This window comes from Nonomuraea sp. NPDC049607, from assembly GCF_040675375.1.
Lineage (GTDB): Bacteria > Actinomycetota > Actinomycetes > Streptosporangiales > Streptosporangiaceae > Nonomuraea.
Genome location: NZ_JBFAOV010000004.1, coordinates 319,385 through 340,376 on the forward strand (window position 1 = coordinate 319,385; position 20,992 = coordinate 340,376).

The following is a 20,992-nucleotide window of genomic DNA, read 5'->3' on the forward strand; positions in this document are numbered from 1 at the left end:
ACTAGCCGCAGACCACCGCCCGTCCGCGTCCGCCACCAGGCGCGCCGGACGCGCCGTGCCACCGACCGCACCACAGGCCACCGCCCGTGCCACCTGGTCACGCCACTGACCGGCGTCAGGCCGCCTGATCACGGCGCAGGCCGGCGCGTGGGTTACTTGATCACGCCGCAGGCCGTTCGGCCGCCTGCGTCGCCGGTTCTGAGGGTGGCCTCGTCGGGGCCGTTCGGGGCGTAGCGGGCGGGGATGTTGGCCAGGTTGTCGGGGAGCGCGTGCACGACGATCGCGCTGCCGTCGGCGTCGGTCAGCTCGCGCAGCCCGAACCGGTCGGTGACGATCGACGCGGTGCCCGACCCGTCCTTGCCGACCAGCAGCGGCGGCAGGTCGCCCGAGTGCCCGGCGTGGCTGCCGCCGCCGGCCAGGTCGAGGTGGCCCCCGGCGGTGAAGAAGGGGGAGACCTGGCCGGTCGCAGGATCGACGGCCTGCGGGTCGCACAGGCCCGTCGTGTGGATGTGGAAGCCGTGGAAGCCGGGCGTCAGACCCTTGACGGAGACCGAGACGCGCGCCGTCCCGAACCCCTCGCGCAGGATGCTGAGCCTGCCGACCGCGACGCCGTGGGTGTCGCGGATGACCACGGGCCGCGGGTCGCCCGGCCGCGAGGCGGTGGCGTCGGCCACCGCTCCCGCGCCGATCGCGGCGACCCCGGCGGCGAGTGCGAGGCAGAGCGCCAGATGTGTCCGGCTGAACGTCCGTGCCTTGGGCATGGAGAGACCGTCCCTCGTGAGGCGGAGATGTGCGGACTCATCGAGGGTATGGGCGGGCCGCGTGCCCTGTCGTATAGCTCTTGAGTCGCCGGTCGGCGTTATGGGGCCGGGCGGGGATGCGGGAGCGGTGCGTCCCCGTCACCCGAGTTCCTCCGCGTCGAGCTCGCCGAGGCCCTGCTCTCCCGGGTCAGGCTCCCCCAGAGCGGGTTCTCCCGCGTCGGGACGGTCGGCGTCCCCGCTGGGACGGGCGGGCGCGCAGTCGTCGCCGCAGCCGCCGAAGCGTCCGGTGTCGATCGGCGCGAACGGCGTGGCGGGCACGCCCTTCAGGGCCGCCGTCATCGTGTCCTTCCAGATCGGCCCCGGCAGCGAGGCCCCGGCCACCAGGGGGAAGTACCGGCCGCCGATCGTGGTGTTCACCAGCTTGTGCCGCTGCGAGCCGCGCGGGTCGCCGATGCTGACCGCGCCCGCCAGATCCGGGGTGAACCCGGCGAACCAGGCGGAGGCGTACCCGTCGGTCGTGCCGGTCTTGCCCGCCGCGGGACGGCCGATGCCGCCGACGCCGCGCATCGTGCCCTTGGTGAACACGCCCGACAGGATGTGCGCGGTCGCGTCGGCGATGCCCGGGTCGAGCGCCTGCCGGCACGACGGCCGGTACGAGGTCGTCCGGCCGGGGCCGGTGCCGGAGGCGGTGATCTTGGTGATCGCCATCGGCGTGCAGTACTTCCCCTGGGCGGCGATGGCGGCGTACGCGTTGGCCACCGTCACCGGGTCCATCTCGTTGATGCCGAGCGTGAACGTCTCGTACTCCTGGAGCTTGCGCCCGTCGGCCCGGAGGGCGCCGAGCGACTTGGCTGTCTCCACCGTCCGGCACAGGCCCACCCGCTGCTCCAGTGCCATGAAGAACGTGTTCACCGACCCCCACGTGCCGGTGCGCAGCGTCTTGAACCCGGGGGTGCCCTCGTCGTTGGTGACCGTCCAGGACGGGTCGCCGACGCCGCCGCCGGCGCAGTTCTTGAAGGCCGCGGCGGAGGGGGCGTTGTAGCCGTTGCCGACGGTGATGCCGTCGTCCACCTTCATGCCCTGCTGGAGCGCCGCGATCAGGGTGAACGTCTTGAACGTCGAGCCCGCCTGGAAGCCGATCAGCCCGCCGTGCCGGGCGTCGGCCACCGCGTTGTAGGAGATCTGCTTCTTCTTGGCCGAGGAGCCGTAGCCGCGGCTGGCGGCCATGGCCCTGATCGCGCCGGTGCCGGGCTGGACCAGCGCCTCGGAGGCCAGGGCGTTGTCGGTGGCGTTGACGTGCTTCTTGATCGCCCGGTCGGCGGCGGCCTGGGCCTTCGGGTCGAGCGTGGTGTAGATCTTCAGGCCGCCCTGCGCGAAGGCGCGTTCCCTGGCCTGCCGCGTGCCGCCGAAGGCCGGGTTGATCAGCAGCTCGCGCCGGACGTACTCGCAGAAGTACGGATAGTCGCTGTCGCCGCAGCCGTTGGGCAGCCGGACGTCCTTGAACCCCAGCTTCTTCGCCTTGGCCGCGGACGCCTGCTCCGGCGTGATCCTGCCGAGCTCGGCCATCCGGTCGAGCACCACGTTCCGCCGGGCGAGCAGCAGCTCGCGGGCCTTCTTGCCGCGGCTCGGGTCGGTCGTGTTCGGGTCCTGCACGGCGCCCGCCAGCGTGGCGGCCTGGGCCAGGTCCAGCCGGGACGCCGGGACGCCGAAGAAGCGCCGGGCCGCGGCCTGCACGCCGTTGGCCCCCGCCCCGAAATAGGCGATGTTGAGGTAGCGGCGCAGAATCTCGTCCTTGCCGTACTTCTTCTCGACGCCCATCGCGTAGCGCAGCTCCTTGAGCTTGCGGGCGTAGCTGGCCTCCAGGGCCTTGTTCTTGTCCTGCTCGGTGTCGGCCGCGTTGAGCAGGACCTGCTTGACGTACTGCTGGGTGATGCTCGAACCGCCCTGGCTGAGCCGGTCGGAGCTGAGGTTCTTGACCAGGGCGCGCACCGTGCCCTCCACGTCGATCGCGCCGTGCTCGTAGAACCGGTCGTCCTCGATGGCGACGACCGCCGTCCGCATCACCTCGGCGATCTGGTCCAGCCGGACGATCTCCCGGTTCTGGTCGTAGAAGCGGGCGATCACGTTGCCGCGGGCGTCGTACACGGTGGAGGTCTGGGAGAGCGGCGGCTCCACGAGCGCCATCGGCTTGAGGTTCAGCTCCTCGGTGGCGGAGACGACCAGGCTGCCGGTGCCGCCGACGGCGGGGAGCGTGATCGCCGCCGTCAGCAGCCCGGCCGACACCGCCGCGACCGTGAGCCGGGCGACGTTCGACAGGCGAGTGGGCATGCGGGAGCACCTCCGGGCGGGAACATGGGTGAGCCCGGACATGACAACACAGGACAAAAGACGCTGTCCAAGACCGATATCAACTTTGCGGTGATATCGATTTCGATATCACCGCAGCGTACGGGCCACGCGCGAGCACCCGTCGCGCGTGGCCGCCTGCGTCAGATCATCGTCGGCGCAACCGGCTGCACCTGGTTCTCGACGTGCTCCTTCAGCCGCATCAGATCCTGCCGCAGCTTGCGCGCGGGATGCGCGCCGAGCAGTCCGGCGATGGCGTGCCCGGCCGCCCCTGCGATGGGGTTGTAGCACAGATGGACCTGGACGCGCGTCCTGCCGTCGGCCTGGGCGTCCACGCGCAGCACGCCGCTGTGGGCGATGAGCTCGCCCTCGGTGGACTTCCAGGCGATCTCCGCGCCCTCCTCGCGCCTGGTCTCCGTGGCCGTGAAGCGGATGCGCGTCCCGGCCGGGCCCCTGATCACCCAGTGGGAGCGCAGTTCGTCGGCCGACAGCCGCACCTCCTCCACGTCCGGCATGAAGCGCGGGAACAGCGAATAGTCGCTCACCAGCGGCCACACGGCCTCCAGCGGCGCCGCGATCGAGACGGCCGCGTTGACGTGGATCGCCTCGCGGCCGGCGTTGACCCCGGTGAGGCGGCGCAGCGGCAGGTTCGTCGCCGCCCGGACGGCCAGCGCGGACGCGGCGCAGCGGGTCAGCCAGGACAGCGGCCCCGGCAGCTTGCCGGTCATCGCCCAGATCGACGCCGCGGCCCCGCCCGCGAGCAGCCTGGTCGTGGGCGACCAGCGCTGCTGCATCAGCTCGGGCACCGCCTTGCGCCGCCTGCCCTGGCCCTGCAGCCGGGGCGAGTCGGTGCCGTCCCTGTGCACGTGCCAGTTGGTCTCGACGTGCTTGACGCCCGGGATGCGGCGCACCTTCTGGCGGGCGCGCTCGTCCTCGCCCGCGAGCACGTCGCCGGTGAGCGTCACGACGCGCTCGTGCACGTCGACCTCGACGGCGTGCGGGTGGCTGATGTGGCGGCCCAGTTCGGCGCGTACCCGCTCGTGCAGGACGCGGTCGTCGGCGGTGCCGCCGGTCAGGCGGTACCTGGCCGCCGCGGCCGATCCGCGGCCCCGGTTGGACAGGTCGCGGCCGAGCACGCCCAGGCCGTCGCGCATCTCGTGCGTGGCGTGCGAGCCCTTGTCCCGTACGCGGGCGCGGCGCGTACGGCCGCGGTCCGGATCCAGCAGGTATGTCACCGCGGCCCCGGCGCACGCGCCGAGCACGGCCGCGGCGATCGGATGGGACCGCCTTCGCGACTCCGTGTGGACGATCTGAATGCGCCGCGGAGCCTGTTGCCGCGATTCTCCGCCGGTTTTCCGCAGTTCCCCGCGGATTTTCCGCGGTTCCCCGTTGTTGGAGCTCATGCCCCGAAAAGCAGTCGTGCGCATGACCACAATCCCCCTCGCTCGCACTACCCGCTGGCCGTGGCCTACCCCGCAGGTCACAGCGCTAACGAGGGGGCCTTCGGGAGGCGTTGGTCGCCCTCGATATCGGGCATAAAGGTATAAGCGGGGATTTAAGGGGAGTTTTTACGATGAAGAGTACGGTTCGCGCCGCGACGCAGGCGTTCTGGATCGACGCCGGGCACGGCGGTGGGCAGGAGCACTACGGCGAGCAGCTGCGCAGGTGGCGGCACGCGTTCGCGGCCACGGGCGGGGAGCCGGGCGCGAGCGGCGTCACGCTGGATCCGCTGCACTTCGCGCTGGCCGCCTGGGAGGTGGCCACCCGGCCGGTCGCCGATCTGCCGTACGTGCGCACCCATCCCCGCGTCCTGGACGCGACCTGCCACCGCGCCGAGGACGCGCGCGACCCGCTGGCCGTGGTCGAACTCGCCGCGCCGCCGCCCGTCCCGCTGCCGGACGGCTGGTCGAGCTGGCGGCACGTGGGAGAGCAGGCGTACGCGGCGGGCACCGAGGGCGCGCCGACCGTGCTGAGCACGCTGGAGCTGCGCATTCCGCTGTCCGGGGACCGGCTGCCGACGCCCACCCGGCCGCGCGCCGAGGGCCTGCCCAACCTGGACGACGCCCAGGCGTCCCTGGAGGCGTTCGTGGCCGAGCTGAACGCGGCGGTCACCCCGTTCCTGCGCGAGCTGGACGGCGCCGAGGGCGTCCTCGACACCGGCGGAGCGTCGCTGGCGCAGTGGCTGCGTACGCAGATCGAGGCCGACAAGGCCACCGCGGAGGCGGCCGGCGCCGGGGCCTGGCGCTACCTCACCGCCTCCGGCCCCGTCGCGGCCCCGGTGCGCCAGGGTCCGGGCGGCGCGCGGCGGCTGGAGTTCGGCGGCGGTCGGGCGGTCACCCGCATCGGCTTCCACGACGACGACCTGCTCCACCCGGTCGAGGCGATCCACATCGCCCTGCACGACCCGGCCGACGCCATCGCCCGCTGCGGCGCGGAGCTGGCGCTGCTGAACGAGCACACCCCGCCCCTGACCGCCGGGAACGCCGGGGAAGCCGGGGGCGCCAGGGAGGCCGGGGGCGCCAGGGAGGCCAGGGAGGCGGCCTGTCCGCTGTGCGGCGAGGCCGCCGGATCGCCCTGCCAGACGCTGCGCCACCTCGCCTACGGCTACCGCCTCCGCCCCGGCTGGCGCCCCGAATGGAGCCCCTCCCGCTGACGGCCCGAGCCCTGACCGTTCAGAGGTAGTTGCCCTCGCCCTGGACGCGGGCGCCCTCGGGGAGGGGCAGGGCGCGGCCGGCGTGCAGGCCGAGCTGCTGCTGGCGGGCGGCGGCCTGCTGGAGCTGGAGCCCCGCCTGGATGCCCTGGAAGACGCCCTCCAGCCAGCCCACGAGCTGGCCCTGCATGACCCGGATCTCCATCTCCGTCGGCGTCGCGCCGTCCGGGGTGGGCCGCAGGCGCTCCAGCTCGTCGCGCAGCTCCGGCGCGACCGCCCCCGCGACCTCCTTGATGGCCTGCTCGTAGATGCGGTGCATGCGCTCCCGGGCGCGCTCCTCCAGGTGCACGCCCTTGGCCTCCTCCAGCAGGCTGCGGGCCATCGCGCTCACGCGGAGCAGGCGCGCGGGCTCCTCGACGCGTTCGATGTCCGCCTTCACGGCATCGCGCAGGTCGTGCTCCCGTTGCTCGTCCCCAGAAGCTGGATGCGGCGTCGTCGTCATGTCCTCAGTCCTCGTTCACGCAGGTGGGCGGCTCGTTACCGCCAGCAACAGCCCTTCCCGGTGCCTCGCCGTTCACTCGTGGGAGCGGCCGGAATCCTGGGTAGGGGTCACCCTCATGAACCGGCAGAATGACGATCCCGAGGACGAGTTCTTCGCCCCCGTCCTGCGCGAGCCGCCGCCCCCGGACGAGATCAGCCGTTCCGGCGTGGTGAGCGACACCGGCGTGCCCGGCGTGCACGGCGGCGGCGAGGGGCACTGGTCCCCGCACCCGCCGCCGTCGAACGCGCTCGGCCTGCGCCTGCTGGCCGCCGCGCTGCTGCTGCTCGCCGGGATCGTGCTGGCGGTGCTCGCGGTGCTGGCCGGACGGCTTCCGCTGGCGCTGCCGCCCGCGATCCTGGCCGTGGCCGCCGCCGTCTACCTGGTGGTGTTCGCGCGGCGCCGCGCCCGCGACGACGGCGGCCCGCCCACCTTCGGCTAGCGTGCGGACGCCGGCGGGGTCGCTGCCTGGGGTTTCGGGTCGCTTGTGGGGGTACACGCCCGCTGAGGAAAGAGGAGCCGTGATGTCTCTCATCGACAGTGACTGTGTGCGCAAGCTGCTGGAGTCCGAGCACGCCGACGCGACGCTCGTGTTCGTCCGGGGCGACTGCGTCGTGCTGCGGGCCGCAGAGATCGACGACGCCCACCGGGGGCTCGTGATCGCCAGCCGCGAGGACGTCGTGTCCCAGCTCCCCGACGGCGCCGCGACGAGCGGGCAGGCCCTCGACGACCTCGCCGTACGGCTGGACAACGTGGTGCGCGACCTGGGCGCCTGAGCCGCGGCGAGCCCGCCCGCATGTCCTGAATATGCAAGCCGCCACGTCCACCAGGCGAAAGACGGCGTCGGCCCCACCGGGATTCACTTCCGGGAACACGACACGAAAGGGGCCGTTCACATGCCTGACAACCCTGCCGGCGAGTTCTGGAAGGACCTGCGGCCGATCGAGAACTCCTTCCGGCCGGACGCGCTGCCCGAGGTGTACCTGTCCAAGGTGGCCACCGACGACGACCGGTACTACGTGCCGTTCACCGAGACCGTCGGCTCCCGGCCGCTGTGGATCAACGTCAAGGACAACAGCTGGGCCGACATCCTGCGGGCCAAGGAGGCCGGGCTGGTCAACCGGCACTACCACCCGCACGAGGTGTTCGCGTACACGATCTCCGGCAAGTGGGGCTACCTGGAACGCCCCTGGACGGCGACCGCCGGCGACTTCGTCTACGAGGCCCCCGGCGAGGGCCACACGCTGGTCGCCTACGACAGCGGCGAGCCGATGAAGACGTTCTTCATCGTCAAGGGCCCCCTGGTCTGGCTGGACGAGAACGGCGACCCCGACGGCTTCTTCGACGTGCACGACTACATCAAGATGTGCCGCGAGCACTACGAGAAGGTCGGCATCGGCGCCGACTACGTCAACTCCCTGTTCCGCTGACCGCCGCCCCGCCGCATCCCCCGAAATGAGAACGTCATGACCGACATCGCGGCCGCGCCGGACACCAGGGCCGCCGACCGGTACGAGAACCGCCTCCTCGTCATCCTCTTCCTGTCCTTCGGCTTCGTCTTCTTCGACCGGCAGGCGCTGTCGTTCCTGGCGCCGTACATGGACCAGGACTTCGGCCTGTCCAACGCCGAGCTGGGCACGCTGTCCGGCGTGCTCGCGCTCACCTGGGCGCTGGCCGGGATGTTCGCCGGCCGCCTGTCCGACGTGCTCGGCAGGCGCAAGCCCATCCTGGTCGCGGCCGTGGTGCTGTTCTCGCTGTTCTCGGCCTCGTCGGGGCTGATGGGCGGGTTCGCCGGGCTGCTGGCCGCCCGCGCGCTGATGGGCACGGCCGAGGGCGCCGTGCTGCCGATGGCGCAGTCGCTCATGGTCGAGGCCAGCCGGGAGCGCCGCAGGGGCTTCAACATGGGCCTGTTGCAGGGTTCGTCGGCCGGGCTGCTCGGCGGCATCGTCGCGCCGCTGGTCGTGGTGTGGATCGCCGAGACCTACGACTGGCGGATCGCCTTCTACGTCACGATCGTGCCGGGGCTGGTGATGGCCGCGCTGATCGCGAAGTTCGTCCGCGAGCGGTCGCCGCGGACGGCGGCCGAGGCGCCCACCAAGGAGCCCAGGGTGCCGCTGGGCGAGGTGCTGAAGCTGCGCAACATCGTCGTGTGCATGCTCATCGCCTGTTGCTACCTCACCTGGTTCGTCACCATCATCACCTTCACGCCGACGTACCTGACCCAGGTGAAGGGCTTCGGACCCGGCACGATGAGCGGCGTCATGACCTGCCTGGGCGTGGCCTGGGTGCTCTGGGGCTTCGCCACCCCGGCCATCTCCGACCGGCTGGGACGCAAGCCCGCGCTGATCGGCTTCACCGCGCTCGCCGTGTTCTGCCCGCTCGCCGTGGTCTACGTCGAGAGCCCGGTGCTGCTCGGCGCGATCATGATCGTGACCTACACCGGGCTCGGCTGCTTCACCCTGTTCATGGCGACGATCCCGGCCGAGACCGTGCCGCGCGGCGCGCTGGCCACCGCGCTCGGCGTGATCATGGGCGTGGGCGAGCTGGCGGGCGGCTTCCTGGGCCCGATGGTCGCCGGCTGGGCCTCCGACCAGTGGGGGCTCCAGGCCGCGATGTTCATCGCCGCCGGTGGCGCGCTGGTCGTGGTGGGGCTCGCCTTCGCGCTGAAGGAGACGGCCCCCGCCGTGCTGCGCAGGGCGGCCGCGTGAGGGCCGCGGTCTGGCACGGGGCCAAGGACGTGCGGGTCGAGGACGTCCCCGTGCGCGAGCCCGGCCCGGGGGAGGTGACGATCGCGGTGGCGTACTGCGGGATCTGCGGCAGCGACCTGCACGAGTACGCCGACGGCCCGCACGCGATCCCCGTGGGCGAGCCGCACCCGGAGTCGGGCGTCCGCGCGCCGGTCGTCCTCGGCCACGAGTTCTGCGGCACGGTCACCGGGCTGGGCGCGGAGGTCACCGGCCTGGCCGTGGGCGACCGGGTCGCGGTGGAACCGCACTACCGGTGCGGGAGCTGCCCGCGCTGCCTGGCGGGGGAGTACAACATCTGCCGACATTTCGGGTTCGCCGGGTTGATGGGCCACGGCGGGCTCGCCGAACGGGCGACGGTGCCCGCGTACATGCTGCACCGGCTGCCCGAGGCGGTGCCGCTGGAGCAGGCGGCGGTGTTCGAGCCGGCGGCCGTGGCCCTGCACGCGGTGCGGCGGGCCGGCATCCGCGACGGCGACACCGTCGCGGTCCTCGGGCTCGGCCCGATCGGGCTGCTCGTGGCCCGCTTCGCGGCGCGGGCCGGCGCGGGCCGCGTCGTGGCCGCCGACCGCTCGCCCGCCCGCCTGGACCTGGCCCGCCGCCTCGGCGCGGAGGCGGTGCCGGGCGACGGCCTGGCCGAGGCGGTCGGCGGGGAGGGCGCGGACGTCGTCTTCGAGGCCGTCGGCTCGGAGGGCACGCTGCGCGCCTGCCTGGCCGTCACCAGGCGCGGCGGACGGGTGGTGTTCCTCGGGCTGACCGGCACGGTCTCCCTCGACGCCTTCGCCCTGGTCAACAACGAGCAGACGATCGTGACCAGCGTCGGCTACCGCGACGTCTACCCGGAGCTGATCCGCATGGTCGCCGAGGAGGGCGTGGACCTGGCCGCGATCGTCACCGCGACCATCCCGCTCGAACACGTGGTCCGCGACGGGTTCGAGGCGCTGCTGCGCGGCGAGGACCAGGTCAAGGTGCTGGTACGACCCCCTCACGACGAAGGGCGGCTCTCATGACCGGCGGATTCGCCCCCGGGCTGTTCGCCGGACGGCAAGCGTTCGTGACCGGCGGCACCTCCGGCATCGGCGCGGCGACCGCCGTGCTCCTCGCCGAGCTGGGCGCCGCCGTGACCGCGCTCGGCCTGCGGCCCGCCGACCCCGCCGAGCTGCCCGTCCACCCGCTGGTCCGGGTCGTGGAGCACGACGTGCTCGACCGGGGCGGCCTGGCCCGAGTGCTGTCGGCCGGCGACCCGCTGGACGCGCTGGTCAACTGCGCGGGCGTCAGCCACGACCGCGAGGAGTACGACCTGGCCCGCTGGCAGCGCGTCATCGAGGTCAACCTGACCGCCACCATGGTCGCCTGCCAGGCCGCCCGCCCCGCGCTGGCCGAGCACGGCGGCGCGGTCGTGAACGTCTCCTCCATGTTCGCCTTCTCCGGCAGCAGGGACCGGCCCGCCTACAGCGCGAGCAAGGGCGGCGTCTCGCAGCTCACGAAGTCGCTGGCGGCCGAGTACGCCGCCGACGGCATCAGGGTCAACGCCGTCGCCCCCGGCTTCGTGGTCACCCCGCTGGCCCGCGGCGTGCTCGACGACCCACCGGCCCTGGCCCAGGTGCTGGCCCGCATCCCCGGCGGACGGCTCGGCAGGCCGCGCGAGGTGGCCACGGTGGTGGCGTTCCTGTGCTCGCCGGCCGCGTCGTACGTCACCGGGGCGGTCCTCCCCGTGGACGGAGGCTATCTGGCTGTGTGACAGGTCACCTAAGCTGAGGGTCCCCCTGACAGGCACGAACGCGAGGAGGGTCGCCTTGTCCGCCGTCTCCGTGATCTCCCAGGCCACGACCGAGCACGTCGAACCCGCCGAGCGCATCCACTTCTGGGAGGACTACAACCGCAGGGCGCTCGTGGGCCTGTCGTGCACGTCGTACTCCGAGCACGGCCTGCTGGCCAGGCAGACCAACATCGAGCTGGCCGGGCTGCGGCTGGCCGAGATCGCCGGGAACGCCCACGCGATCGAGCGCAGCCCGCAGACCGTCAGGTCCACGCCGAAGGACTCGGTGTTCGCGACGCTGCTGCTCAAGGGTGAGGCGGTGTTCCTGCACGAGAACGGCTGCCTGGCGGCCACGGCGGGCGAGCTGGTCGTCTACGACACCCGCCGGCCGTACCTGTTCGGGTTCTCCTCCTCGATGCGGCAGATCCTGGTGGACGTCCCGCGCGACCTGTTCGCGCAGGCGTGCGTGGCGGGCGGGCTGCCGGGGCCGATGGTGTTCGGCAGGGGGACGGCGCGCGAGGGCGCGCTCGTGGCCGCGCTGCGCTCGATGATCGGCGGCCTGGCCGCCCTGCGGTCCGCGCCCGACCCGGCCGAGGCCGAGCGGGCCGTGCTCGACCTGCTCAGGCAGCTCGCCGAGGAGCGTACGGGCGGGCGTCCCGGGCCCGACGCCTACCGGTCGCAGCTCATCGTGGCCGAGGACTACATCGACCGGCACCTGCACGACCCGTGCCTGGGGGCGGCGCAGGTGGCCGGGGTCATGGGCATCTCCGTACGGCACCTGGCGCGCATCTTCGAGTCCACCGGCCGCTCGCCCGCCCGGCACATCGTGGAACGCCGGCTGGTCCGGGCGCACGCCGAGCTGACCGGCCCCGGCGCCCGGGAGACCACGATCGCCGACGTGGCGCACCGGTGGGGCTTCTCCAGCCAGGCCCACTTCGCCCGGCTCTTCCGCACCCGGTACGGCCTGACCCCGAGCGAGGCCCGCGCCGAGGCCACCCGCTAGCCGGAGGGCCGTCCTCAGGGAAGGCGGCCGGTGTGCGCGAGGTCGGCCTCCATGCGCGCGGCCGTCGCCCTGAGCTCGGGCAGCACGTCGCGCAGCAGGTGGTCGCGGCTGGCCCTGCTGGCGTGCGTGGCCACGTTGACCGCCGCCACCACGCGCCCGTCCGGCCCGCGCACCGGGACGGCGATCGACCGCACGCCCTCCTCCAGCTCCTGGTCCACCAGCGCGTAGCCGTCGGTGGCGGCCTGCCGTACGGCCGCGGCCAGCCCTTCGGGCGAGGTGACCGTGCGCCGGGACAGCGGCTTCGGCTCGATGGCGGCCACCCGCTCGGCGGGCAGCCCGGCCAGCAGCACCCGGCCCATGGAGGTGGCGTACGCGGGGAAGCGGGTGCCGACCGTGATGTCGACGCTCATGATGCTGACCGTGGGCACCCGGGCCACGTAGACCACGTCGTCGCCGGACAGCACCGCGACCGACGCCGACTCGCGTACGCGGGCCACCAGGTCGGCCAGGTGCGGCTGGACCACCTCGCCGAACGTGAGCCCGGACAGGTGGGTGTAGCCCAGTTCGAGCACCTTGGGCAGCAGCACGTGGCGGTCGCCCTCGGCGGCGGCGTAGCCGAGGCCCTCCAGGGCCTGCACCGCGCGCCGGACCGTGGCGCGGGGCAGCCCGGTCGCCCGCGCGGAGTCGGCCAGGGTGCCGCCCCCGCGCACCGACCCGAGCGAGACCAGTACGGCCAGGCCGCGGGCGAGCGACCGGAGGTACCCCATGCCCAGCTCCTCCTTGACGGCCCGGGAGCCGTCGACGCCGGCGGGCGCGCGACGCGGCTCCCGGGCCCGGACGGCCAGGGCGGCCTCCATGGCCGCGACCGTGGCGCGCAGGCGGGGCAGGGCGTGCTCGCGCAGCCCCGCCATCGTGTGCCTGCTGGTGTGGCTGACCACGCTGACCGCGCAGACCGCCTTGCCGTCCGGGTCGCGGACGGGCAGCGCGACCGCGATCAGCCCCGGCTCGATGAGCTGGTCGTCCTCGGCCCAGGGCGCGCCGGGGTCGAGCAGCGCCAGCCCCGCCGCGCACCGCCCGGCGGGCAGCAGGTCGCCCACCCGGAAGGCCACCGACATCGTGCGCCGCCGGGTGAACTGGCCGACGAATCGCACGCCGTCGCCGTCGCGCACGGCCAGGGAGACGGACTCGTCCAGCTCGGCGGCCAGCCGCTCGGCCAGGGGCGACAGGGTCTCCTGGAGGCCGTCGCAGGCCAGGTAGGCCGCGCCCAGCTCCATCAGCGGCGGCGCGAGCAGCACGTCGCGGCCCTCGGCCCGCAGGTGACCCAGGTGCACGAGCGTGGCCAGCACGCGGTCGACCGTGGACCTGGCCAGCCCGGTGGCGCGTACGAGGTCGGTCGCGCGCATGCGCCGCCCGGGGTCGTCCGCCAGCACGCGCAGCACGGCGAGGCCGCGCTCCAGGGTCCCGGCCGGTTCCATCGGCGGCTCCTCGTCCAGATCGGGGGGCTTTGACAGGAACGCTCCCGTTACAGATACTCGAACCATAATAGTGAACTAAAGTTCGCAGAGCGAACACCTCGGCGAACTTGCTCGGCTGAACGGAGCGTCGTGCGGAGAGACAAGGTGGTCGCGACGGCCGCGGAGGCGCTGGCCGGCGTGCATGACGGCGCGTCGTTCGCGGTCGGCGGCTTCGGGCTCAGCGGCATCCCCAACGTGCTGATCCAGGCCCTCTACGACACCGGCGTGACCGGCATCGGCGTCGTGTCCAACAACTGCGGCGTCGACGGCGGCGGCCTCGGCATCCTGCTGGCAGCCGGGCGCATCGCCCGCGTGACCGCCTCCTACATCGGCGACAACAAGGAGTTCGCCCGGCAGTACCTGGGCGGCGACATCGAGGTCGAGCTGACCCCGCAGGGCAGCCTGGCCGAGCGGCTGCGGGCCGGCGGCAGCGGCATCCCCGCCTTCTACACCCCGGCCGGGGTCGGCACCCCCGTCGCCGACGGCGGCCTGCCGCTGCGCCACCACCCCGACGGCACGGTCGCCGTCGCCTCGCCGCCGAAGGAGGTGCGCGAGTTCGACGGCCGGGAGTACGTCCTGGAGCACGGCATCCGCACCGACTTCGCGCTGGTCCGGGCGGCCAGGGGCGACCGGTCGGGCAACCTGGTCTTCCACCGCTCCGCCAGGAACTTCAACCCGCTGGCCGCCATGGCCGGGCGGATCACCGTCGCCGAGGTCGAGGAGCTGGCCGAGCACATCGACCCCGACGAGGTCCACCTGCCGGGCGTGTTCGTGCAGCGCGTGCTCCCCCTCACCCCGGAACAGGCCGCCGACAAGGGCATCGAGAGGCGTACGACTACCCCGCCTCCGGCAGGGGGGACGGTCACCGAATGAGCTGGACCCGTGACCAGATGGTCGCGCGGGCGGCGGCCGAGCTGCGCGACGGCGACTACGTCAACCTCGGCATCGGCCTGCCCACCCGCATCCCCACGTTCCTGCCCTCGGGCGTCGACGTGGTCCTCCACTCCGAGAACGGCGTCCTCGGCGTCGGCCCGTACCCCGCGCCCGCCGACGTCGACCCCGACCTGATCAACGCGGGCAAGGAGACGGTCACCGTGCTCCCCGGCGCGTCGTTCTTCGACTCCTCGTTGTCGTTCGGCATGATCCGAGGGGGTCACGTCGACGTGGCCGTGCTCGGCGCGATGCAGGTCTCGGCCCGCGGCGACCTGGCCAACTGGATGGTCCCCGGCAAGCTGGTCAAGGGCATGGGCGGGGCCATGGACCTGGTGCACGGCGCGCGCAAGGTCATCGTGATCATGGAGCACAACGCCAAGGGCGGCTCACCGAAGATCGTCGAGGAGTGCTCGCTGCCCCTGACCGGCCGGCGGTGCGTGCACAGGGTCGTCACCGACCTCGGCGTCCTCGACATCACCGAACAGGGGCCGGCCCTGGTCGAACTCGCGCCAGGGGTGAGCCTGGAAGAGCTGCGCAACCGTACCGACGCGGAGGTCATCGCATGAAGGACGTCTACATCCTCGACGCCGTCCGCACGCCGTTCGGCCGGTACGGCGGCGCGCTGGCCGGGGTACGCCCCGACGACCTGGCCGCGCACGTCGTCGCGGCGCTGGTCGAGCGCACCGGCCAGGAGAGCGCCGACGAGGTGCTCCTCGGCAACGCCAACGGCGCGGGCGAGGAGAACCGCAACGTCGCCCGCATGGCCGCGCTGCTGGCCGGGCTGCCGGTCACCACGCCCGGCGCGACCGTCAACCGGCTGTGCGGCTCGGGCATGGAGGCCGTCATCCAGGCGTACCGGGCCATCGCGGTCGGCGACGCCTCGGCGGTGATCGCGGGCGGCGTGGAGTCGATGACCCGCGCCCCGTGGGTGCTGCCCAAGCCCGACCGCGCCTTCCCGGCGGGCGGCCAGGAGCTGGTCTCCACGACGCTCGGCTGGCGGCTGGTCAACCCGAGGATGCCCGCCGAGCACACGGTCGCGCTCGGCGAGGGCGCGGAGCTGATCGCCGACAAGCACGGCATCACCCGCGAGGAACAGGACGCGTACGCGCTGGGCAGCCACCGGAAGGCGGCCAAGGCGGCCCTCGACCGCGAGATCGTCCCCATCGCCGGCCTGACCAGGGACGAGGGCATCCGCGACGACACCTCCGCCGAGGCGCTGGCCCGGCTCAAGCCGGTGTTCAGGAGGGACGGCGGCACGGTCACGGCCGGCAACTCCTCCCCGCTCAACGACGGCGCGGCGGCGCTGCTGCTGACCGACGAGGAGGGGCTGCGCGGCCGCGAGCCGCTGGCCCGCATCACCACGAGTGCCGCGAGCGCGCTGGAGCCGCGCTACTTCGGGCTCGGGCCGGTCGAGGCCGTACGCAAGGCGCTGGCCAAGGCGGGCAAGGGCTTCGGCGACCTGTCGACCGTGGAGCTGAACGAGGCGTTCGCCGCGCAGGTGCTCGGCTGCCTGGCCGAGCTGCCCGAGCTCGACCCCGCCCTCGTCAACCCCGACGGCGGCGCGATCGCGATCGGCCACCCGCTCGGCGCCTCCGGGGCCCGCGTCACCGGCGCCGTGGCCCACCGGCTGGCCGCGGCCGGGTCGGGCGTCGGGCTCGCCTCCCTCTGCATCGGCGTCGGCCAGGGGCTGGCCGTCGTACTCGAAAGGTAGCGTCCATGTCCGAACCACTCACGCAGGCCGACATCGACCGCGAGATCGCCGCGCTGAGCGAGGCCCGCGGCGACCGGCCGGCCGACCACCCCGCGCGCGACTACGCCCCGTACCGCAGCACCCTGCTACGTCACCCCAAGCAGCCGCTGGTCGCGCTGAAGGACCCGGAGGCGAGCGAGCTGTCCGGCCCGGTGTTCGGCGTCACGGACGTGACCGCGCTCGACTCCGACCTGACCCGGCAGCACCTCGGCGAACCGCTGGGCGAGCGGATCACCGTGACCGGCCGCGTGCTCGACCGCCAGGGCCGTCCGGTACGCGGCCAGCTCGTGGAGATCTGGCAGGCCAACTCCGCGGGCCGCTACCTGCACCAGCGTGACGACCACCCGGCGCCGCTCGACCCCAACTTCACCGGAGTGGGCCGCTGCCTGACCGGCGACGACGGCGAGTACCACTTCACCACGATCAAGCCCGGCCCCTACCCCTGGCGCAACCACCTCAACGCCTGGCGGCCCGCACACATCCACTTCTCGCTGTTCGGCACGGCCTTCGCCCAGCGGCTGGTGACCCAGATGTACTTCCCCGGCGACCCGCTGTTCCCCTACGACCCGATCCTGCAGTCGGTCACCGACGACGGCGCCCGCCGGCGGCTGGTCTCCACCTACGCGCACGACCTGTCCAAGCCCGAGTGGTCGCTCGGCTACCGGTGGGACATCGTGCTCGACGGGCCCGCCGCGACCTGGATGGAGGAAGGCCGATGAACCCCACGCCCTCGCAGACGGTCGGCCCGTTCTACGGCTACGCGCTGCCCTTCCCCGGCGGCGGCGACCTCGCCACCGGCGGCATCACCGTGCACGGCCGCGTCTACGACGGCGCCGGCGCCCCGATCCCCGACGCGCTGCTGGAGTTCTGGCAGGCCGACCCCACGGGCGACCTGTCCGGCGCGCCCGGCTCGCTGCGCCGCGACCCGGTCGACGGCGCGGTCATCGGCCGGCACGGCGTCGACTTCACCGGGTTCGGCCGCGTCCCCACCGACGCCGACGGCCACTGGACCCTGCGCACGGTCGAGCCGGGCAACGGGTACATCAGCGTGTGCGTGTTCGCCCGCGGCCTGCTCCACCACCTGTTCACCCGCATCTACCTGCGGCCCGACGCCTTCCTCGACTCGTTGCCGCCCGAGCGGGCACGCACGCTGGTCGCGGTGGAGGAGCGGGAGGGCGTCCACCGCTTCGACATCCATCTGCAGGGCGAGAAGGAGACGGTCTTCCTTGACTTCGGCTGACCCCGCCGCGAGTGGTTCGGGGGATCTCGGGTTGCTCTCGCCCATGCGTGGCGGGGTCGAGGCGACCGGCGACGTGGCGGTCCTCCAGGCCATGCTGGACGCCGAGGCCGCGCTGACCCGGGTCCTGGCCGGGCTCGGGCGCGCGCCCCTGGAGGCGGCCGACGCCGTGACCGCCGCGGCCCGCGCCGAGCTGTACGACCCGGCCGGGCTGGCCGCGCGGGCCCGTTCGGGCGGCAACCCGGTCATCCCGCTGGTGGCCGACCTGCGCGCCGCCGCCGGGCCGTACGGGGAGCACGTGCACGCGGGCGCGACCAGTCAGGACATTCTCGACACCGCGCTCATGCTGGTCGCGTACCGGGCGCTCGGGCCGGTCCTGGGCGACCTCGACCGGGTGGTCGCCGGGCTCGCCACGCTGGCGCGGGCCCACCGCGACACTCTCATGGCCGCCCGTACGCTCACCCAGCAGGCCGTGCCGACCACGTTCGGGCTCAAGGCGGCGGGCTGGCGGAAGCTGGCCATCGACGCCAGAGACCGCCTGCGCGCCGCCCGCGAAGCCCTCCCGGCCCAGCTCGGCGGCCCGGCCGGCACCCTCGACCGCTTCACCGCCCCCGCCGACCCCGCCGCCGACTCCGCCACCCCCGGTGGTGGCGGAGGGGAGGAGGCGCTGGAGGTGGTCCGGCGGTTCGCCGGCGAGCTGGGGCTGGCCGCGCCCACGTTGCCCTGGCACGTGCTGCGCACCCCCGTCGCCGACCTGGCCGGGGCGCTGGCGTTCACGGCCGGGGCGCTGGGCAAGCTGGCCGCCGACGTGCTGGTGTTGTCGCGTACCGAGATCGGCGAGGTGTCCGAGGGCGTCGGCGGCGGCTCGTCGTCGATGCCGCACAAGCACAATCCCGTACGGGCCACCATGATCGCCGCGGCGGCCCGCCAGGTGCCCGCCCAGGCCGCCGTCCTGTACGCCTCCATGGCCGCCGAGGACGAGCGCCCGCCCGGCGCCTGGCACGCCGAATGGCAGCCGCTGCGCGAGGCGCTGCGCCTGGTCGCCGGCTCCGCCCGCGACGCCGCGGAACTGGTCGCCGACCTGCGGGTGCATCCCGGGCGCATGCGCGCCGCCCTGACCGTCGCCGGACCGCCCGGCGCCGCCGCCGCCCTGGTCAAGCGGGCGCTGGAGGAGGAGTGACGTTGTTGCAGCACCGGGTGGACGGCCCGGAACACGGTGAGCCGATCGTCCTCGGCCCGTCGGTCGGCACCTCGGCCCGGGTGTGGGAGCCGCAGGTCGCCGCGCTGGCCCGCCGGTTCCGCGTGGTCCGCTTCGACCTGCCGGGACACGGCGGCTCGCCGTCCCTCGGCGTGTCCACGATCGACGGCCTGGCCGGGCTCGTCCTGGAACTGGCCGACGGCCTGGGCCTGGACGCCTTCCACTACGCCGGCATCTCGATCAGCGGCGCGATCGGCGCCACGCTCGCCCTGCGCCACCCCGGACGCCTGCTGTCCCTGGCGATGATCTGCTCCTCGGCCCGCTTCGGGGAGCCCGGCGGCTGGCGCGAGCGGGCGGCGCTGGTCCGCGAGCGGGGCACCGCGCCGCTGCTGGAACCCACGGCCGGACGCTGGTTCGCCGGCCCCCCCGACCAGGCGCTCCTGGACGACCTCGCCGCCGCCGACCCCGCCGGCTACGCCGCCTGCTGCGACGCCCTGGCCGGTTACGACCTGCGCGCCGAGCTGCCCGGCATCGCCGTCCCGACGCTGGTCCTGGGCGGCCGCGACGACCCCGCCACCCCGCCCGCGCACGCCAGGGAGCTGGCCGACGGCATCCCCGGCGCGACGCTCGTCGAGGTCCCGGGCGCGGCCCACCTGGCCGGCGTCGACCAGCCGGAACGGGTCACCGCCGCGCTGCTCGCGCACCTGCCCGCCACCTCCGGCATGCGGGTGCGCCGGGAAGTGCTCGGGGACGCCCACGTCGACCGGGCCGTCGCCCGTACCACCGCCTTCACCAGGGACTTCCAGGACCTCATCACCCGCTACGCCTGGGGAGAGATCTGGACCAGGCCCGGCCTCGACCGGCGCACCAGAAGCTGCGTCACCCTCACCGCGCTGGTCGCGCACGGGCACCTCGACGAGCTGGCCATGCACGTCCGCGCCGCCGTGCGCAACGGACTGACGGCCGACGAGATCGGCGAGGTGCTGCTGCAGAGCGCGATCTACTGCGGGGTACCCGCCGCCAACGCCGCGTTCGGCGTCGCCCAGCGCGTCCTGACCGAGATATCAGGGGAGACCACATGACCATCACCCGTGACCTGCTGATCGGCGGCAAGAACGTCCCCGCGCAGGGCGGCCGTACGACCTCCGACCTGGCCCCGTACACCGGCGAGGTGTACGCGACCGTGGCCGCCGCGGGCGTCGAGGACGTCACGTCGGCCGTGGACGCGGCGCAGGCCGCCTTCGACGGCTGGGCCGCCACCAGCCCGTTCGCCCGCCGGGCGATCTTCCTCAGGGCCGCCGACCTGCTCCAGGAACGCGGCGAGCAGGCCGTGGCGCTGATGGCCGCCGAGGTCGGCGGCACCCGCCCGTGGGCCCTGTTCAACGTCGGGCTGGCCGCGAACATGCTGCGCGAGGCCGCCGCCGCCATCACCGCGCCGCGCGGCGACGTGCTCACCGCGCAGGAGGAGGGCGTGCTCGGCCTGGCCGTACGCGAGCCGCTCGGCGTGGTCGCCGCCTTCTCCCCGTGGAACGCGCCGATCATCCTCGGCGTGCGCTCGGTGGCCGCCGCCCTGGCCGCGGGCAACACCGTCGTCATGAAGCCCAGCGAGGACGCGCCGATCGCCTGCGGCCTGTTCGTCGCCGACCTGCTGCACGAGGCCGGGCTGCCCGCGGGCGTGCTCAACGCGGTCACCAACGACCCGGCCGACGCCGCCGTGATCGCCGAGGCGCTCATCGCCGACCCCCGCGTACGCGCGGTCAACTTCACCGGCTCCACCGAGGTCGGCCGGATCATCGGCACCCACGCCGCCCGCCACCTCAAGCCCGCCCTGCTCGAACTGGGCGGCAAGAACGCCATCATCGTCCTGGACGACGCCGACCTCGACCACGCCGTGGACGCCGCCGCCTTCGGCGTCTTCATGAACGCGGGCCAGATCTGCATGTCGGGCGACCGCGTGCTGGTGCACGAGTCGCTGGCCGGGGAGTTCGGTCGCAGGTTCGCGGACAAGGTGCGCGCGCTGCCCTCCGGCGACCCGTCCCGGCCGGAGACGGTGATCGGGCCCCTGGTCAGCGCGGACGCCGCGGCGCGGGTGGCCGGCCTGGTCGCCGACGCGGTCGACAAGGGCGCGACGGTGCTGGCCGGAGGCGGCGAGCCCGAGGGCGCGGTGCACCCGGCCACGGTGCTGACCGGCGTGTCCAAGCACGCCAGGTTGTACTACGGCGAGGCGTTCGGCCCGGTGTGCGTGGTCGACACCTTCGCCACCGACGATGAGGCCGTGTCCCTGGCCAACGACACCGAGCACGGCCTGACCGCCGGGATCATCACCGAGAACGGCACCCACGGCCTGCGCGTGGCCCGCCGCCTGCGGACCGGCATCGTGCACGTCAACGACCAGTCCGTGGGCGACGAGCCGCAGGCGCCGTTCGGCGGGGCCGGTTCCTCCGGGTACGGCCGCTTCGGCGGCCGGTGGGGCCTGGAGGCGTTCAGCAACACCCGCTGGATCACCCTGGCGACCGAACAGGCGCACTACCCGTTCTGACCGCCCGGCCCGTTCCCGCG

General features: G+C 73.8%; 21 protein-coding genes. 16 read left to right on the plus strand and 5 right to left on the minus strand.

Annotated features, from left to right (window positions below):
- Positions 1-152: 152 nt before the first annotated feature.
- The 3 genes from AB0J97_RS11400 to AB0J97_RS11410 form a co-directional block, all read right to left on the minus strand.
- Complete coding sequence (locus tag AB0J97_RS11400) at positions 153-761, minus strand: superoxide dismutase family protein (RefSeq protein WP_357693644.1); 609 nt, start codon at positions 759-761, stop codon at positions 153-155.
- A gap of 138 nt (positions 762-899) precedes the next feature.
- Positions 900-3,089, minus strand: coding sequence for a transglycosylase domain-containing protein (locus AB0J97_RS11405; RefSeq protein WP_364087169.1), 2,190 nt, complete (start codon positions 3,087-3,089; stop codon positions 900-902).
- A gap of 161 nt (positions 3,090-3,250) precedes the next feature.
- Positions 3,251-4,342 (minus strand): SRPBCC family protein, encoded by a 1,092-nt coding sequence (locus tag AB0J97_RS11410; RefSeq protein WP_364087171.1) that lies wholly within the window; start codon positions 4,340-4,342, stop codon positions 3,251-3,253.
- A 338-nt stretch (positions 4,343-4,680) separates the two neighbouring features.
- Between AB0J97_RS11410 and AB0J97_RS11415 the strand changes: the two genes are divergently transcribed.
- Entirely contained in the window at positions 4,681-5,760 is a 1,080-nt protein-coding gene (locus AB0J97_RS11415) for a DUF6221 family protein (protein WP_364087173.1), read from the plus strand.
- 19 nt (positions 5,761-5,779) lie between these two features.
- Here AB0J97_RS11415 and AB0J97_RS11420 read toward each other — a convergent pair whose 3' ends face one another.
- Positions 5,780-6,259, minus strand: a complete 480-nt coding sequence (locus AB0J97_RS11420) for a proteasome activator (protein WP_364087176.1) — start codon at positions 6,257-6,259, stop codon at positions 5,780-5,782.
- A 115-nt stretch (positions 6,260-6,374) separates the two neighbouring features.
- Here AB0J97_RS11420 and AB0J97_RS11425 point away from each other — a divergent pair, with 115 nt between their 5' ends.
- From AB0J97_RS11425 to AB0J97_RS11455, 7 genes are all read left to right on the plus strand, one after another.
- Positions 6,375-6,737, plus strand: a complete 363-nt coding sequence (locus AB0J97_RS11425) for a hypothetical protein (protein WP_357693634.1) — start codon at positions 6,375-6,377, stop codon at positions 6,735-6,737.
- 82 nt (positions 6,738-6,819) lie between these two features.
- Positions 6,820-7,071, plus strand: a complete 252-nt coding sequence (locus tag AB0J97_RS11430) for a hypothetical protein (protein ID WP_357693632.1) — start codon at positions 6,820-6,822, stop codon at positions 7,069-7,071.
- A gap of 120 nt (positions 7,072-7,191) precedes the next feature.
- Complete coding sequence (locus AB0J97_RS11435) at positions 7,192-7,725, plus strand: 2,4'-dihydroxyacetophenone dioxygenase family protein (RefSeq protein ID WP_357693630.1); 534 nt, start codon at positions 7,192-7,194, stop codon at positions 7,723-7,725.
- 36 nt (positions 7,726-7,761) lie between these two features.
- A complete protein-coding gene (locus AB0J97_RS11440; RefSeq protein WP_364087182.1) occupies positions 7,762-9,003 on the plus strand; it encodes an MFS transporter in 1,242 nt (413 codons plus the stop codon).
- Positions 9,000-10,049 carry a 2,3-butanediol dehydrogenase gene (locus tag AB0J97_RS11445; protein WP_364087184.1) on the plus strand — a complete coding sequence of 350 codons (1,050 nt, stop codon included), beginning with the start codon at positions 9,000-9,002 and terminating at the stop codon, positions 10,047-10,049. Before AB0J97_RS11440 ends, AB0J97_RS11445 begins: the two co-directional genes overlap by 4 nt.
- Complete coding sequence (locus AB0J97_RS11450; protein WP_364087186.1) at positions 10,046-10,780, plus strand: SDR family NAD(P)-dependent oxidoreductase; 735 nt, start codon at positions 10,046-10,048, stop codon at positions 10,778-10,780. Before AB0J97_RS11445 ends, AB0J97_RS11450 begins: the two co-directional genes overlap by 4 nt.
- Positions 10,781-10,835: 55 nt before the next feature.
- The gene (locus AB0J97_RS11455) at positions 10,836-11,801 is read left to right on the plus strand and encodes a helix-turn-helix domain-containing protein (protein WP_357693622.1); all 966 of its coding nucleotides are present in this window, start codon (positions 10,836-10,838) and stop codon (positions 11,799-11,801) included.
- A gap of 14 nt (positions 11,802-11,815) precedes the next feature.
- Here AB0J97_RS11455 and AB0J97_RS11460 read toward each other — a convergent pair whose 3' ends face one another.
- Positions 11,816-13,276: an IclR family transcriptional regulator C-terminal domain-containing protein gene (locus AB0J97_RS11460; protein WP_364087188.1), complete on the minus strand. Its 1,461-nt coding sequence runs from the start codon at positions 13,274-13,276 to the stop codon at positions 11,816-11,818.
- 129 nt (positions 13,277-13,405) lie between these two features.
- On the opposite strand from AB0J97_RS11460, the gene AB0J97_RS11465 reads away from it, so the two are divergent.
- The 8 genes from AB0J97_RS11465 to AB0J97_RS11500 are packed head-to-tail and all read left to right on the plus strand — an operon-like array spanning position 13,406 to position 20,972.
- Positions 13,406-14,188 carry a CoA transferase subunit A gene (locus tag AB0J97_RS11465; protein ID WP_364087190.1) on the plus strand — a complete coding sequence of 261 codons (783 nt, stop codon included), beginning with the start codon at positions 13,406-13,408 and terminating at the stop codon, positions 14,186-14,188.
- Entirely contained in the window at positions 14,185-14,814 is a 630-nt protein-coding gene (locus tag AB0J97_RS11470; RefSeq protein ID WP_364087192.1) for a CoA transferase subunit B, read from the plus strand. The genes AB0J97_RS11465 and AB0J97_RS11470 overlap by 4 nt, the downstream gene beginning before the upstream one ends.
- A complete protein-coding gene (locus AB0J97_RS11475; RefSeq protein ID WP_364087194.1) occupies positions 14,811-15,959 on the plus strand; it encodes a thiolase family protein in 1,149 nt (382 codons plus the stop codon). Before AB0J97_RS11470 ends, AB0J97_RS11475 begins: the two co-directional genes overlap by 4 nt.
- Before the next feature lie 5 nt (positions 15,960-15,964).
- The gene (pcaH, locus tag AB0J97_RS11480) at positions 15,965-16,717 is read left to right on the plus strand and encodes a protocatechuate 3,4-dioxygenase subunit beta (RefSeq protein ID WP_357693612.1); all 753 of its coding nucleotides are present in this window, start codon (positions 15,965-15,967) and stop codon (positions 16,715-16,717) included.
- Positions 16,714-17,238, plus strand: a complete 525-nt coding sequence (gene pcaG, locus AB0J97_RS11485) for a protocatechuate 3,4-dioxygenase subunit alpha (protein WP_364087199.1) — start codon at positions 16,714-16,716, stop codon at positions 17,236-17,238. The genes pcaH and pcaG overlap by 4 nt, the downstream gene beginning before the upstream one ends.
- A complete protein-coding gene (gene pcaB, locus AB0J97_RS11490) occupies positions 17,225-18,415 on the plus strand; it encodes a 3-carboxy-cis,cis-muconate cycloisomerase (RefSeq protein WP_364087202.1) in 1,191 nt (396 codons plus the stop codon). The genes pcaG and pcaB overlap by 14 nt, the downstream gene beginning before the upstream one ends.
- Positions 18,416-18,417: 2 nt before the next feature.
- Positions 18,418-19,515, plus strand: a complete 1,098-nt coding sequence (pcaC, locus tag AB0J97_RS11495; RefSeq protein ID WP_364087384.1) for a 4-carboxymuconolactone decarboxylase — start codon at positions 18,418-18,420, stop codon at positions 19,513-19,515.
- Positions 19,512-20,972 carry an aldehyde dehydrogenase family protein gene (locus AB0J97_RS11500; protein WP_364087204.1) on the plus strand — a complete coding sequence of 487 codons (1,461 nt, stop codon included), beginning with the start codon at positions 19,512-19,514 and terminating at the stop codon, positions 20,970-20,972. Before pcaC ends, AB0J97_RS11500 begins: the two co-directional genes overlap by 4 nt.
- Positions 20,973-20,992 lie beyond the last annotated feature (20 nt).